We start from the raw sequence: 13,911 nt of genomic DNA, 5'->3' as shown, positions 1-13,911 counted from the left end.
TTGTTACAGATGAAACAATCGAATTGAGCTACACCCGGCTGGTAACGGAAAACCAGCGGCTGATCCCTGATTGAATCACCTCACCACAATCAGGCTCCGATACATCCACTGCCCAGGCAACATGTCCATCAGGGCGAATCAAAATCGTATGCACGTCCAGCAACTTTTCATTCTGTTCTGCAATTGAAGCGTTTACCGTACGTAAGCCTTTTAATCGGCTATGCACATCAGCTTCTTGTACCAATGACAGCAAAACGAATGTCCCGTTTTGGAGAAAGCTGTACAGCCGTTCCAAACTGCCGTCAGAAAGAATCAGGTCCATGTCAGGAAGCCTTGACCCGTTCAAACGATGCGGCGGCATGTTAGGATCAGCTTCATACCTGACATCAAGCGCAGAAATTTGGCCTGCTACATATCGATTCACGTCAGGGAAGGCGAGCAGTTCCGACATCATACTTCGCAAATGGAGGCCTGCTTGAGTAAAATCAAACAGCTTTGTTTGTGCCTCCGTGTTCCTCAGGAGCCCTTCAGCAGCCGGGTGCCGTTCCTCATGGTAGCTGTCCAAAAGCCATGAAGGCGCAGCCCCCTTGACGGCCGCCGCCAGCTTCCACCCAAGGTTCATTGCATCCTGAAGGCCGACATTCAGCCCTTGGCCGCCGGCTGGAAAATGAATATGCGCCGCATCCCCTGCAAGAAAGACTCTGCCATCCCGATACCGTTTCGCTTGGCGCGCGGCGTTCCCGAACCGCGACATCCACGAAGGCTCGGTTAAGCCAAAATCAGTCCCGCAAATTCGTACGAGGTCAGCTTTCAGCTCCTCCTCAGTGACAGGCGCATCTTTCGGCGTCTGGGTGCGATAAGGGCTGATCACGACGACACGGTATCGGCCCGGAGAAAGCGGGACGATCATGAAACCGCCCTCTTTCGTACAAAGGGACAGCACTCCTGACGGCGGCGGAGAAAGGAGCGCCACATCTCCAAGCGCAGCGGTGACGGTGCTGTCTGTTCCCGGAAACTCAATTCCAGCCTGTTTCCGGACGGTACTTCCTGCTCCATCGGCACCAATGACAAACATACTTTTGATCGTCCGCACACTGCCGTCCTGATCCTTAAAAATTGTTTGCGCCTCTGTCTCGTTTTGCGTAACCGCCAGTGCCTCCGCCCCTCGAAACACCTCTGCCCCCAAGCTTCGTGCATGTTCCTCAAGCAGCTTTTCTGTTTTGGACTGCGGAAGCAAAAGCGTGTAAGGACAGTCCGTATCCAAGCCTGTAAAATCAAGACGGGTATCCAGCATCGAAAAGTGCCCGGAAGGTATCTTGCTTCCCTTGGATACGAAACGTTCCAATAGCCCCCTCATCTCAAGAAGCTCCAGTGTGCGGGGATGCAGCGTCAACGCCTTGGAATGCGGAACAGGCTTTTGAAGCCGCTCAATCACACATGTTTTCACCCCGGCCATCGCAAGCTCGGAAGCCAACATAAATCCGACCGGCCCTCCCCCTATAATCACTGCTTCAACATTCATCTAAATCACTCCTTTTGTTTCATATGAAACTAATATAAACCATTGAAAACAAACGAAAATACAAAACATTTATTATTTTTGTTACACACGTAACAATATTGATTATAACTTCTTACAAATTTTTCTTCAACACTTTTTTCCAAGCCAGCACAAAAAAGACGCCTCTTCAATTGGCGTCTTTTTATTCAGCATCGGAGATAACACCGACAATATTTTTTTCTCTTATCGGACCAAAGTGACGGCTGTCGAAGCTGTATATGCGATTATCTCCAACGACAAAATATTGTCCTTTCGGTACCTTGCTTGTACCTGTCACATCTTTCAAGGTAAAATCTCCCGTTACATGGCTTCCGGCAGAAACAGATTTCAAATGCTTCAAAAATGGCTCAGCCACCTGCTTTCCGTTCACATACAGCTGATCATCTTTATATTTGATCGTTTCACCGGGCAAGCCGATTACCCGTTTAATCAGCACTTTCTGATCGGGGCCTTTAAAAAGGACAATATCAAAACGATGGATGGTTTTAAATCGATGTGAAAATTTATTGACCAACAGTTCGTTTCCTTCCTGAAAGGTCGGGTTCATACTGACGCCTTCTACCTTGTAATCAATAAAGACGGCATTTTTAACCTGAATGACGAGAACGACGGACACTACACCGGCAAGAAACCAAAACCGTTTTTTCATGTTACTGTCTCCCTCCATCATGCTCACGCTGACTGGCTCTCACATGCAGGTACCGCTCTACCTTTTTGCCGATATACCATAAGATCGTGATCACCAATACAGCAATGACCGTTCGAATTGGCTGTGTAATCAGCGCGTGCAGATCATATCCGATGAAGCTGATCATAAAAATCATGACAAGCTTCCCCGAGGCTGCCGCCAAAATAAACGGCCGCGTTCCGATCCTCGACAAACCGGCAACAACATTCACCGCGGCTGACGGTGTAAACGGAAAACAAAGCAGAAGAAACACAGGACCAAAGCCATGCCTTTCCACCCATAACATCAGCTTTCTGACCGACGGGTGACTGCGGATAAAACCAAGCAATCTTCGCTGTCCGTATTGGCGGACAATCAAAAATACGAGTATAGATCCAGCAGTTGATCCAGCCCAAGACAGGATGAATCCTTCCCACAGTCCAAACGAGTTCGTATTTGCCACCACAAACACGATCAGCGGCAAAAACGGGAGAAATGCTTCAATTAAAGGCAGCAGCACAGCAATAAAAGGACCGAAAGCCCTATAGCTTTGAAATAATTCAGTTAAGTGTTCTTGTGTCAAATAGGATAAAAAATGCTCCAACATTTATACTCCTTACCGGGTTTGTCTATCCTTATTCTACACATTATCAGCAGAAAACTAAAAAGTTTTGGCGAATTTTTCTGTCTTGAAACATTTCACCAGCCGATATAGAATACACAGAGAACAAACGTTCCCGTTAGAAAGAAGGAATCAGCATGCCGAATCTGCAGGAGGAAATATACGAATTAATTGAACGGGCTCTCTTTTTGCCCATGGCCATTACGATTTTAAATCGTGATCTTGCCGGTATTGAACAAAGCACATTAAAATTGAAGCATCCTTATAAACAGCTTATCAGCGAATCATTAAAAATAGCACAAAAGGATTTGATGGAGGTCAGAAAAGAGCTGAGGAAAAGAAAAGTTGCGATCCACGAGGCGGAACGCGATGAGGCCTTTACGCTTTATGTATTTGTGATCGATGGTTATGAAGAAAAACACCGCTATTTTAATCCGCGAATTCGGGAGCAGGTCAGCGAATTATTAACGTTCTATTTATTTGCCCCGGACAGGCCATGAGTCTTTTGAATCATTCTGTACTCTCCCGAGACTGCCCGGTCCCTCTTCGGGCAATTCCAGCAATAAATTTCAGACAATTCACACTATACAAACAAAATGAATTTATTTATAATTCGAACCACAGCCTTTTCACCCCAAAAAACGACATATGCTTCCATATCTGCGACATTATTTTCAGTACGCTTTAGGCTTGCCCACACCAATCCTAAAAGAGAAGGAGGATTCTATGAAACTGATTCACATTCTCGCCGCTTTGCCCTTTATTGGAATCTTACTCGGCATCCCTTTTGCAAATAAAGTGACTCCCTATGTGTTCGGCATGCCGTTTATTCTTGCCTATATCGTGATGTGGGCCCTTTTGACTTCTGTGTTGATGGCGATTGTGTATGTCCTTGACAACGAAAATAAAAAGGAGGAAGCAGAATGAACGCAGCTCTCATCATCATTTTCGGCGTCTTGCTCCTGAGCATTTTTCTTGGCATACGCGCCCAAAAAGGAAAAGACATGAACCTTGAGCAGTGGACTGTCGGAGGCCGCGGCTTCGGAACCTTGTTCGTGTTCTTATTGATGGCAGGCGAAATTTATACCACATTTACGTTTCTCGGCGGAAGCGGATGGGCCTACGGGAAAGGCGGTCCGGCTTTTTACATCATCGCCTACGGCTGTCTGGCTTACATCCTTTCTTATTGGCTCCTGCCGGCGGTTTGGACGTACGCAAAACAGCATAAGCTGATGTCGCAGTCTGATTTTTTCACCAAAAAATATAACAGCCCGCTGCTTGGCGTTTTCGTTTCACTGGTCGGCATCGCCGCTCTCATTCCGTATCTTGTGCTGCAGCTGAAAGGCCTCGGGCTGATTGTATCGGAAACATCGTATGGCAAAATCTCTCCGACTGCCGCCATCTGGATCGGCGCCATTTCGATCACGGTTTACGTTATGGTATCCGGCATTCACGGATCTGCCTGGATATCAGTTGTAAAAGACATTATGATTTTGGTTGTCGTTCTGTTTTTAGGAGTGTATTTGCCAATACATTATTACGGCGGATTTCAAAACATGTTTCAACAGATTGAAACGGCGAAGCCGGGCTTCCTTACGCTTCCCGAAACGGGACAAAGTACGGCGTGGTTTAGTTCAACCGTGCTCTTGACAGCACTTGGGTTTTACATGTGGCCTCATACGTTTTCCGCTTCGTATTCAGCCGAAAACCCAAAAGTCTTTCGTAAAAATGCTATTATCATGCCTTTATACCAGCTGGTCTTGCTTTTTGTCCTTTTCGTCGGCTTTGCGGCTATCCTGCAAGTTCCTGATCTAAAGGGGGCAGACGCGGATCTATCGCTTTTAAGGCTGTCTCTGCAAACATTTGACCCTTGGTTTGTCGGGATTATAGGCGCTGCCGGGCTGCTGACGGCGCTTGTGCCGGGGTCTATGATCTTAATGTCCGCCTCCACGCTGTTTGCAAAGAATGTGTATAAAGTGTTCGCGCCCCGCACGACAGAACAGCAAGTATCGGCGCTGGCTAAGTTTTTAGTGCCGGTGATCGCGCTGATTTCGGTGTACTTTACTTTGAAAGGCGGGAATACCATCGTTACGCTGCTATTGATGGGCTACAGCCTTGTCACACAACTGTTCCCTGCCCTGCTGTTCAGCCTGTTCAAGCATAATATGGTGACGAAGCAAGGAGCCTTCGCCGGGATCATTACAGGCGTCGGAGCGGTTTCTTATATTACATTGACGGAAACGACGATCGGCACTTTATTTCCGGCGCTGCCGCAAGCAGCAAAAGACTTAAATGTCGGCATAGTCGCCCTGCTTTTAAATATCACGGTCATGGTAGCTGTAAGCTTTGCGACAAGAAAAACGAAAAGCGCTGCGGCTGATCAGGCGGCGTAATAATAAAAAAGCAATCTGGCCATCAGATTGCTTTTCTTGTTTAACGTTCGCAGGCGATATAATCTTTATCGCGGTCTTTCTTTTTATTGGCATCATAAAGCGCCTTAGAGACGTAAGGCTTGTACTTTGTTTTTCCGCCTTTATTTTTCACCTTCGACGTGCGGGCCACCCCGCCTTTGTATACTTTGTTTAACTCCTTGCAGTTCTTATAGACCTTCACCTTTGTTTTGGCTTCCGCCACATGGTCAGCTCCGTATGAAAAACCGAAAACGAGACCGAGTGACAGCAAAACCGCCGCCGCTTTTTTCATGACGATATACTCCCCCTATATCCAATATTTAGTTGTTTTATAGCTGGATTTTATCATAATTCATACAGTCTTATTTTACAAGATAAATATGGAAGAAGGTTGGTTTTTCTTGTCTTTCAGCGTTCAATCTGCCAAAACATGTTTTTCTCCATATGCTCAGGGGTACACATACGAATGTACACCAAACAGAAAAGGAGCGTTGATGATGTCTGATTCAAATCTTAGCAATCCTTTAACAGCATTTTTTCACGATGAATTTCCTGAACAATATCAAGAACCACCCGGCCTGCAGAAGAACATGAAGCCTGTGCCGGATTGCGGAGAAAAAAGCTACAAAGGATCAGGCAAGCTGACTGGACGAAAAGCGCTTGTCACCGGCGGCGATTCCGGTATCGGCCGCGCTGCCGCGATTGCTTACGCCCGGGAAGGTGCCGATGTAGCCATTAACTACCTGCCTGCGGAACAGCCTGATGCTGAAGAAGTGAAAGAACTGATAGAAGCAGAAGGGCGAAAAGCAGTGCTGATCCCCGGAGACTTGAGCGACGAATCCTTTTGCCAGGATTTAGTCAAACAAGCCCATCAGGAACTCGGCGGACTGGATGTGTTGGCGCTGGTTGCCGGCAAACAGCAAGCAGTCGAAAACATCGAAGATCTGCCTACTGAACAAATCTATAAAACATTTGAAGTGAACGTCTTTTCCCTTTATTGGGTTGTAAAAGCAGCGCTTCCGTTATTGCCGGAGGGCGCATCAATTATTACCACCACCTCAGTTGAAGGCTACAATCCAAGCCCGATGCTGTTAGATTACGCAGCAACGAAAAACGCCATTATCGGCTTTACTGTCGGACTGGGAAAACAGCTGGCTTCAAAAGGCATCAGAGTGAATTCAGTTGCGCCTGGGCCAATTTGGACGCCGCTCCAGATTTCCGGAGGACAACCGACGGAAAACATACCGAAATTCGGCCAAGGCACACCGCCATCACCGCTAAACCGCGCTGGACAGCCAGTTGAATTGGCAGATGTTTATGTATTCTTAGCTTCAGAGAATTCAAGCTATGTAACATCTCAGGTATATGGCATCACCGGCGGAATTCCGACAGCCTAAAGCAGGAGAAGGAGCTGTCCTGTTTGGTCAGCTCCTTTCTTTTTTTCTAATACCGCTCCCCGAGCTCACGTAAAATAAAATCATAAATCATCTTCGTCCGCTCTTCCTTCGGATACAGCATAAATTCCTGCCGTTTTGGCACGCGGTGTTCGATTCTGTCTTGGAATTTGGTTCTTAGCCATGCTGTTCGGTAAACCTGGTTCTCGAACGAATTGCAGGAGATCGGCAGCTCCATTGTTTTCCCGTTCGAAAACGTCACTTCCGTATCGTCGAATTCAGTCGGTTTGAATTCTTTCACATGCACATGGGAAATCCAGCCGCATTGGGGTCTTGTCGAAGAAAGTGTAGGGAATAAAAAGATTTGATTCGAAGGGTCCACCATGATCGGCGGTTTGTGAGAAATTTTTGTCACTTCATAAGTTCCAGCTTTTCTTCCCGCATAGCTTGATCCAAAAAACCGGCAGCTTCTGTCGACAATTTGCAGCGGCTTCATGCTGACGTAAAACACGCAGTCTTTTTCAATAATTTTGGAACAAATTTTGCCGTCGATTTCTTCTGGCAGCACGGCAATTGTTGCGCCGTTTACTTCATACGTTTCTAAAGGTGCGTCAGTTTTCTGACTCATATTATGGCCTCCATCCTTTTTCTGCAAAATTTATACTAATAATCTATCATCTGTTTTTATAAAACGACAGGTTTTTTTAAAAAATATGCTAAAATCATCTTTTAATGATATTTATCGGTACTAAATTACTAGTAATAAAGTGATTTTACATTCATATGAACTTCCGGTTTACGGCATTTTGCAGGATATGTCGATAGATTGCCAAGTATTAGTTGTCTAAAAATTATAAAAATTTATTGATTTTTTCGACCGTTATCCATATACTATAAAAAAGGCATTGGGGGGATTCTTTATGAAAGAGAAAAAATCGTACACTGAGCTCATGAAGTCCCGCAACACGCAAAAAACAAATGAATTTGATGTCACAATGATGGATGTCTACATTCAAATGGTGCTCGATGAATCCTTGTATAAGCGTCGGCTTGCCATGCTGACGGACCAAATCAACAAAGCCTTGGACGAAAAAGATAAAGATGCGTTTCTTACGCTCTCTAAAGAATATGCAACGCTCAAGCAGAGCGAATAAGCCAATCCTCAAGGATTGGCTTTTTATTACCCATTTACAATTGTTCCGCCGTTGACGTGAATCGTCTGGCCTGTGACATAGGTGGAATCGTCGCTGGCAAGGTATAGATAGCTTGGCGCCACTTCCACCGGCTGTCCCGGGCGTTCCATCGGCACGTCTGAACCAAACACTTCTACATCCTTTGCGGAAAAGCTGGCCGGGATAAGCGGTGTCCATATGGGGCCCGGCGCTACTGCATTGACCCTTATGCCCTGCTGAACAAGCGACTGGGAAAGTGACCTTGTAAACGTAACGATCGCACCTTTTGTCGCTGAATAATCGATCAGCGTTTTATTGCCTTTATAGGCGGTAATTGATGCAGTATTAATGATAGAGCTACCCTTTTTTAAATGCGGCAGCACAGCCTTTGTTAAGTAAAACATGGAGAAAATGTTCGTTTGGAAGGTTCTGATCAGCTGGTGGCTTGTGATTTTTTCGATGCTGGGCTGGACATGCTGCTCAGCTGCATTGTTAACCAATATATCAATCGACGGAAACGATTGGCTTGCCTGCATGACCACATCATTGCAAAACGCTTCCTCCCCGATATCTCCTGCAATCAGCAGGCATTTTACTCCTTCCTTTTCTACATACCGCTTTGTCTCCTCGGCGTCCTGATGCTCATTCAAATACACAATGACCACATTAGCCCCTTCTTTTGCGAATAACACCGATACAGCGCGTCCGATTCCGCTGTCTCCTCCAGTAATAATAGCGGTTTTGCCCTCTAATTTCTTTGCTTTCTTCGGCTTATCAAAAACCGGACGGGGATCCATGAGATATTCAAAACCCGGCTGCTGGTTCTGGTGCTGGGGCGGCAATGTTTTCTTTTTTTGATTCGCCAATGAAATCACTCCTTTTCAACCCTATTATGTTATGAACAATCCCTGCTTCCTATGTATGAAAAGAAAGAATATGGAAAAATTAAGAATAAATCTGATTGGAGGTATCATGGCTTGGCTAATCCATATTTTGCAAAGGAAGCACCTGAAACATACTGGAAAACATCAACTGACCTGCCTTCTTTTCCGGCGCTTCAAGAGGATACTGAATGTGACGTCACCATTATCGGAGGCGGGATTACGGGAATCACAACGGCGTATGAACTCACGAAGAGAGGCTTCCGTGTCGTATTGATTGAAGCAAATCAGGTTCTCAACGGCACCACTGCCCATACAACTGCTAAAATTACCGCACAGCATGACATGATATACGATGAATTTATCCGCAATTTTGGTTTGAATCACGCAAGGCTTTATTATGAAGCAAATCAAAACGCAATTGATTACATAAAAGGAATAGTAGATGAACATCAAATTGATTGCGAATGGATCGAACAGGACGCTTATCTTTACACAGCAAACGAAAACGCTGTGCAAAAAATCCGCACTGAACATGAGGCATACACAAAGCTTGGCATTGAAAGAGACCTGATCAAGGATCTTCCAATCCCCTTAGGTTCTAAGCTGGCGCTTGTCATGAAGAATCAAGCCCAATTTCATCCGCTGCAATACTTAAAAGCGCTTCTGGAGCAGATTGTTCAAAAAGGCGGACGGATTTATGAAGAGACCGTCGCGCTTGATATCAAAAAAGGAGAAAGGCCTGAAGTGGTAACCAAAAGCCGGCACGCCATTAAGAGCCGCTTCATCATATGCTGTTCCCACTTCCCTTTTTATGACGGAGGCGGATTATATGCTACAAGAATGTACTCTGACAGATCTTATGTCCTCGCCGTCAAGCCGAAGACAGAGTATCCCGAGGGCATGTATTTGAGTATTGATCAGCCGTCAGTGGCGCTCCGCTATACCATCGTAGGCGGTGAAAAACTGATTCTCTTTAGCGGAGTAAGCCATAAAACAGGCCAAGGAAAAGACATGTCGACACATTATGAAACACTGAGACAGCTGGCCGAAAGCACCATTGGCATCGAAAGCATTCCATATTATTGGTCCACCCAGGATCTTGTAACCATCGACAAAATTCCGTTTATCGGGCCGATGTCGGAAAATGAGGACAATATTCTTGTAGCGACCGGGTTCAAAAAATGGGGCATGACGTCATCAGGAGTTGCGGCCACTCTATTGTCAGATATTGTAGAGAAAAAAGATAATCCATACGAAAGCATTTTCACACCGTCCCGTTTCCATCTGAATCCCGGGGTACAGAAAGTGATTTCTTACAATGCTGATGTCGCCAAGCATTTCATTAAAGGAAAGCTTGAAAAGCCTAACGTCCAGTTTGAAGACATTGCGCCAGGTGAAGGGAAAGCCGTCACTGTGAACGGCAAACGCGCGGGGGCTTTTCGGGATGAACAAGGCTGCCTCCATCTCGTTGATACAACGTGCACCCATTTAGGCTGCGAGGTTGAGTGGAACGACGGCGAGCATACATGGGATTGTCCGTGCCACGGATCGCGCTTTAAGCCAACCGGCGAAGTGGTGGAGGGCCCAGCCATCAAACCATTAAAACAAATAGATCTCGATTAAACCGTTCATTTTAATGAACGGTTTTTTAAATATTTTTCATCTGCATCTTCATTCATGTTTCCCTTAGCCGATAAAAAAGAAAAAGGCTTAAAAAGCCAAAAAGTGAAAATTATATTTTTCCCAAGGGGGATCATTGTATTGTTATTTAAAAAAGATAAAAAACAAGAAACAGCTTACTTTTCTGATTCAAACGGACAGCAAAAAAACCGCATTCAGCTCACAAACACATATGCAGATGTCAAAAAACAGCTCAAAATGGTCAGACTAGGAGATGCCGAGCTTTACGTGTTAGAGCAGCTTCAGCCATTAATTCAAGAAAATATCGTATACATCGTCGATGCGTTTTATAAAAACCTTGACCATGAAAGCTCATTGATGGATATCATTAATGACCATAGCTCAGTTGACCGCTTAAAACAAACGTTAAAACGGCATATTCAGGAAATGTTTGCAGGCGTTATCGATGATGAATTCATTGAAAAGCGAAACAGAATCGCCTCCATTCATTTAAGAATCGGCCTCCTGCCAAAATGGTACATGGGCGCGTTTCAAGAACTGCTTTTGTCAATGATTAACATTTACGAAACATCCATTACAAATCACCAAGAATTGCTGAAAGCCATCAAAGCGACAACTAAAATTTTGAACTTAGAACAGCAGCTTGTCCTTGAAGCGTTTCAAAGCGAGTACAACCAGGCCCGCGATGAACAAGAGGAAAAGAAAAACCTTCTTCATCAGAAAATTCAAGAAACCTCTGGGTCGATTGCAAACCTGTTTTCAGAAACGAGCAGATCTGTTCAAGAGCTTGTGGACAAATCTGAAGGCATTTCCGAAGCATCCAAAGCCGGCACAGTGACATCCAGCACTGTTGAAGAAAAGTCGATCGGCGGGAAAAAAGAGCTTGAAATCCAGCAAAAACAGATGAATAAAATTGACACAAGCCTTGTCCAAATCGAAAAAGAAATGGTCAAGCTGGATGAAATCGCACAGCAAATTGAAAAAATCTTCGGCATCGTCACAGGCATTGCTGAGCAGACAAACCTTCTCTCGCTCAATGCTTCTATTGAATCTGCCCGCGCCGGCGAACACGGCAAAGGCTTCGCCGTAGTGGCAAACGAAGTGCGGAAGCTTTCTGAGGATACGAAAAAAACCGTCTCTACCGTGTCTGAGCTTGTGAACAATACGAATACACAAATCAACATCGTATCAAAGCATATCAAAGACGTGAATGGGCTAGTCAGCGAGAGTAAAGAAAAAATGACGCAAATTAACCGCTTATTCGATGAAATCGTCCACAGCATGAAGGTCAGCAAAGAGCAATCAGGCAAAATCGACGTCGATTTGCAGGCCTTTCTTGGAGGTCTTCAGGAAGTCAGCCGCGCTGTTTCTCACGTGGCCGCATCTGTTGATTCACTTGTCATCCTGACAGAAGAATAAACATCAAAAACCGGTCTGCCAAGCAGCCGGTTTTTTCACGCCTATATTGTTAACTTAAATTAAAAATAAGTTGACATAGTAACAGCCTGCATTTATTGTATAACCATATTTTATTACTGTTTGGAGGATTTCACATGCTGAGATTAATAGACATGATGCATATTGCCATTTTCACCGCGCTGATGGCCGTGCTGGGTTTTATGCCCCCTCTCTTCTTATCCTTTACACCCGTTCCGATTACATTGCAAACGCTTGGTGTCATGCTGGCAGGCAGCATCCTCAAGCCTAAGCCTGCTTTCTTAAGCCAGCTTGTCTTTTTGCTGCTTGTCGCCTTCGGTGCGCCGCTTTTGCCTGGCGGACGAGGCGGATTTGGCGTTTTTTTTGGACCGAGCGCAGGCTTTTTAATCGCTTATCCCTTCGCCTCATGGCTGATCAGTTTAGCTGTTTGCAGACTGCGTAAGGTGACGCCACTGCGTCTTTTTTTCACCCATATTGTATTCGGCATCATCTTTATTTACCTGCTAGGTATACCAGTACAAGCTTTTATGATGCATATTGATTTGTCACAGGCCGCCTTCATGAGCCTTGCGTATGTGCCTGGTGATTTGATAAAGGCGGCTGTATCTGCGTTTCTGGCGATAAAAATCACCCAAGCCTTGTCTCTTTCTGATACGATGTTTACGAAAGGAGGCTGATTCCATGACAATTACTCATACCTATTCATCTATTGCCGAAAGATCACCAGGCCGTGTGGCGATCCAAACTGAATCGGAGCAAATCACATACCGGGTTTGGGCTCAACTAGTCTCTCAAACCGCAAACTGGCTGCGGTCGCAGTCAAACATGCCAAACCGTGTGGCGATCCTGCTCCCGAACAGCCTGGCGTTTTTACAGCTGTTTGCCGGGGCTGCAGCGGCGGGGTGCACGGCAGTTCCCATCGACACACGCTGGAGCGCGGCTGAATGCAAGGAGCGGCTGTCCATAAGTAATGCGGATCTTGTGGTTACTTCAGCCTTTTTCAAAAACAAACTGATAGATAACAAGGCACCTGTTGTTTTGCTGGATAACTGTATGGCAGATATTTCTGAGGCATCCGCTGAAGCCGTGCCTATCATTGATCCAGAGCACCCTTTTTATATGGGATTTACGTCTGGCTCGACAGGAAAACCGAAGGCCTTCACGCGATCTCACCGTTCATGGATGGAGAGCTTTACGTGTACGGAAACAGATTTTTCGATTTCATCAGATGACACAGTATTGATTCTAGGAACATTAATGTCCTCTCACTTCCTATATGGGGCTGTCAGCACCTTGTTTCTCGGGGGAACCGTTTGCTTGATGAAAAAATTCTACCCTGCTCAAGCGAAGGAATGGCTGAACCGTAAATCTGTCAGCGTTCTCTATACCGTACCGACGATGACAGACGCCCTCACCCGGGTTAAGGCCTTTCCCAACAATCCCGTCAAAATCATTTCATCAGGTGCAGACTGGCCGGCAGAATCCAAAAAGAGGCTGGCCGCTACATGGCCTCATCTCAAGCTATATGATTTTTACGGTACATCAGAGCTTAGCTTTGTGACATATTCCTCACCGGAAGACAGCAAACGGAAGCCGCATTCAGCCGGCCGGCCGTTTCACAACGTCCACATTGAAATCCGCAATGCAGCCGGGGAACGCTGCCAGCCCGGGGAAATCGGAAAAATATTTGTCAAAAGCCCAATGGGGTTTTCCGGCTATGTCAACGGCAGCGCACCAGATGAATCCGGCTGGATGACAGTGGATGATATGGGCTGTGTCGATGAGGATGGCTTTCTATACATATCAGGAAGAGAAAACGGGATGATCGTATACGGAGGATTAAATATTTTCCCGGAAGAAATTGAACGTGTGCTTCTCTCCAGTCCAGAGGTTGAAAACGCGGCTGTCGTTGGAATCCCGGACGAGTATTGGGGAGAAATCGCTGTAGCTGTCATTCACGGAAACACTGATGCCAGAAAACTGAAAGCCTGGTGCAAACAGAAACTAGCATCCTACAAAATCCCGAAAAAATGGGTGTTTACTGACTCCTTGCCAGAAACGAGCAGCGGAAAAATTGCCCGTTCCATCGTAAGGAAATGGCTAGAAGAGGGTGCAGTGTAGT

Annotated in this window: 15 protein-coding genes and 1 pseudogene; 10 read left to right on the top strand and 6 right to left on the bottom strand. The window is 45.7% G+C overall.

All coding sequences use genetic code 11. The annotated features are described in order from the left end of the window. Nucleotides 1-28 precede the first annotated feature (28 nt). From AC4CV5_RS06345 to AC4CV5_RS06335, 3 genes are all read right to left on the bottom strand, one after another. On the bottom strand, nt 29-1,522 hold the full coding sequence (locus AC4CV5_RS06345; RefSeq protein ID WP_490922282.1) for a monooxygenase: 1,494 nt from the start codon (nt 1,520-1,522) through the stop codon (nt 29-31). A 181-nt stretch (nt 1,523-1,703) separates the two neighbouring features. Further along, entirely contained in the window at nt 1,704-2,210 is a 507-nt protein-coding gene (gene lepB, locus AC4CV5_RS06340; RefSeq protein ID WP_166853700.1) for a signal peptidase I, read from the bottom strand. A gap of 1 nt (nt 2,211) precedes the next feature. Next, nucleotides 2,212-2,835, bottom strand: coding sequence for a TVP38/TMEM64 family protein (locus AC4CV5_RS06335; RefSeq protein ID WP_490922281.1), 624 nt, complete (start codon nt 2,833-2,835; stop codon nt 2,212-2,214). A 152-nt stretch (nt 2,836-2,987) separates the two neighbouring features. Here AC4CV5_RS06335 and AC4CV5_RS06330 point away from each other — a divergent pair, with 152 nt between their 5' ends. The 3 genes from AC4CV5_RS06330 to AC4CV5_RS06320 all read left to right on the top strand — a co-directional run bounded on the left by AC4CV5_RS06330 (nt 2,988) and on the right by AC4CV5_RS06320 (nt 5,243). Continuing rightward, on the top strand, nt 2,988-3,350 hold the full coding sequence (locus tag AC4CV5_RS06330; protein ID WP_326220946.1) for a YhjD family protein: 363 nt from the start codon (nt 2,988-2,990) through the stop codon (nt 3,348-3,350). A 226-nt stretch (nt 3,351-3,576) separates the two neighbouring features. Continuing rightward, nucleotides 3,577-3,777 carry a DUF3311 domain-containing protein gene (locus AC4CV5_RS06325; protein WP_166853703.1) on the top strand — a complete coding sequence of 67 codons (201 nt, stop codon included), beginning with the start codon at nt 3,577-3,579 and terminating at the stop codon, nt 3,775-3,777. Further along, nucleotides 3,774-5,243 carry a sodium:solute symporter family protein gene (locus tag AC4CV5_RS06320; RefSeq protein ID WP_166853704.1) on the top strand — a complete coding sequence of 490 codons (1,470 nt, stop codon included), beginning with the start codon at nt 3,774-3,776 and terminating at the stop codon, nt 5,241-5,243. Before AC4CV5_RS06325 ends, AC4CV5_RS06320 begins: the two co-directional genes overlap by 4 nt. Before the next feature lie 40 nt (nt 5,244-5,283). Here AC4CV5_RS06320 and AC4CV5_RS06315 read toward each other — a convergent pair whose 3' ends face one another. Further along, the gene (locus tag AC4CV5_RS06315) at nt 5,284-5,553 is read right to left on the bottom strand and encodes an excalibur calcium-binding domain-containing protein (protein WP_019713871.1); all 270 of its coding nucleotides are present in this window, start codon (nt 5,551-5,553) and stop codon (nt 5,284-5,286) included. Nucleotides 5,554-5,758: 205 nt separating this feature from the next. On the opposite strand from AC4CV5_RS06315, the gene AC4CV5_RS06310 reads away from it, so the two are divergent. Then, the gene (locus AC4CV5_RS06310; protein ID WP_166854694.1) at nt 5,759-6,658 is read left to right on the top strand and encodes an SDR family oxidoreductase; all 900 of its coding nucleotides are present in this window, start codon (nt 5,759-5,761) and stop codon (nt 6,656-6,658) included. Between the two features lie 46 nt (nt 6,659-6,704). Here AC4CV5_RS06310 and comK read toward each other — a convergent pair whose 3' ends face one another. Then, on the bottom strand, nt 6,705-7,283 hold the full coding sequence (comK, locus tag AC4CV5_RS06305) for a competence transcription factor ComK (RefSeq protein WP_166853705.1): 579 nt from the start codon (nt 7,281-7,283) through the stop codon (nt 6,705-6,707). 292 nt (nt 7,284-7,575) lie between these two features. Here comK and AC4CV5_RS06300 point away from each other — a divergent pair, with 292 nt between their 5' ends. Continuing rightward, nucleotides 7,576-7,809, top strand: coding sequence for an IDEAL domain-containing protein (locus AC4CV5_RS06300; protein ID WP_166853706.1), 234 nt, complete (start codon nt 7,576-7,578; stop codon nt 7,807-7,809). Between the two features lie 26 nt (nt 7,810-7,835). Here the strand turns inward: AC4CV5_RS06300 and AC4CV5_RS06295 are convergent, their stop codons facing one another. Continuing rightward, nucleotides 7,836-8,693 (bottom strand): SDR family oxidoreductase, encoded by an 858-nt coding sequence (locus AC4CV5_RS06295; RefSeq protein WP_326220954.1) that lies wholly within the window; start codon nt 8,691-8,693, stop codon nt 7,836-7,838. Between the two features lie 111 nt (nt 8,694-8,804). Between AC4CV5_RS06295 and AC4CV5_RS06290 the strand changes: the two genes are divergently transcribed. The 5 genes and pseudogenes from AC4CV5_RS06290 (at nt 8,805) to AC4CV5_RS06270 (ending at nt 13,910) form a co-directional block, all read left to right on the top strand. Then, entirely contained in the window at nt 8,805-10,334 is a 1,530-nt protein-coding gene (locus AC4CV5_RS06290) for an FAD-dependent oxidoreductase (protein WP_326220956.1), read from the top strand. A 54-nt stretch (nt 10,335-10,388) separates the two neighbouring features. After that, a pseudogene (locus AC4CV5_RS06285) lies at nt 10,389-11,015 on the top strand (protoglobin domain-containing protein); the annotation flags it as partial. A 240-nt stretch (nt 11,016-11,255) separates the two neighbouring features. Beyond that, the gene (locus AC4CV5_RS06280) at nt 11,256-11,771 is read left to right on the top strand and encodes a methyl-accepting chemotaxis protein (RefSeq protein ID WP_371864110.1); all 516 of its coding nucleotides are present in this window, start codon (nt 11,256-11,258) and stop codon (nt 11,769-11,771) included. Between the two features lie 134 nt (nt 11,772-11,905). Next, nucleotides 11,906-12,466: a biotin transporter BioY gene (locus tag AC4CV5_RS06275; RefSeq protein WP_166853710.1), complete on the top strand. Its 561-nt coding sequence runs from the start codon at nt 11,906-11,908 to the stop codon at nt 12,464-12,466. A gap of 4 nt (nt 12,467-12,470) precedes the next feature. Further along, the gene (locus tag AC4CV5_RS06270) at nt 12,471-13,910 is read left to right on the top strand and encodes an acyl-CoA synthetase (protein WP_490922278.1); all 1,440 of its coding nucleotides are present in this window, start codon (nt 12,471-12,473) and stop codon (nt 13,908-13,910) included. Nucleotide 13,911: the final 1 nt, after the last annotated feature.

The sequence above is a fragment of the Bacillus sp. NS1 genome, from assembly GCF_058248265.1.
This window is presented reverse-complemented; position numbering and strand designations above follow the sequence as displayed.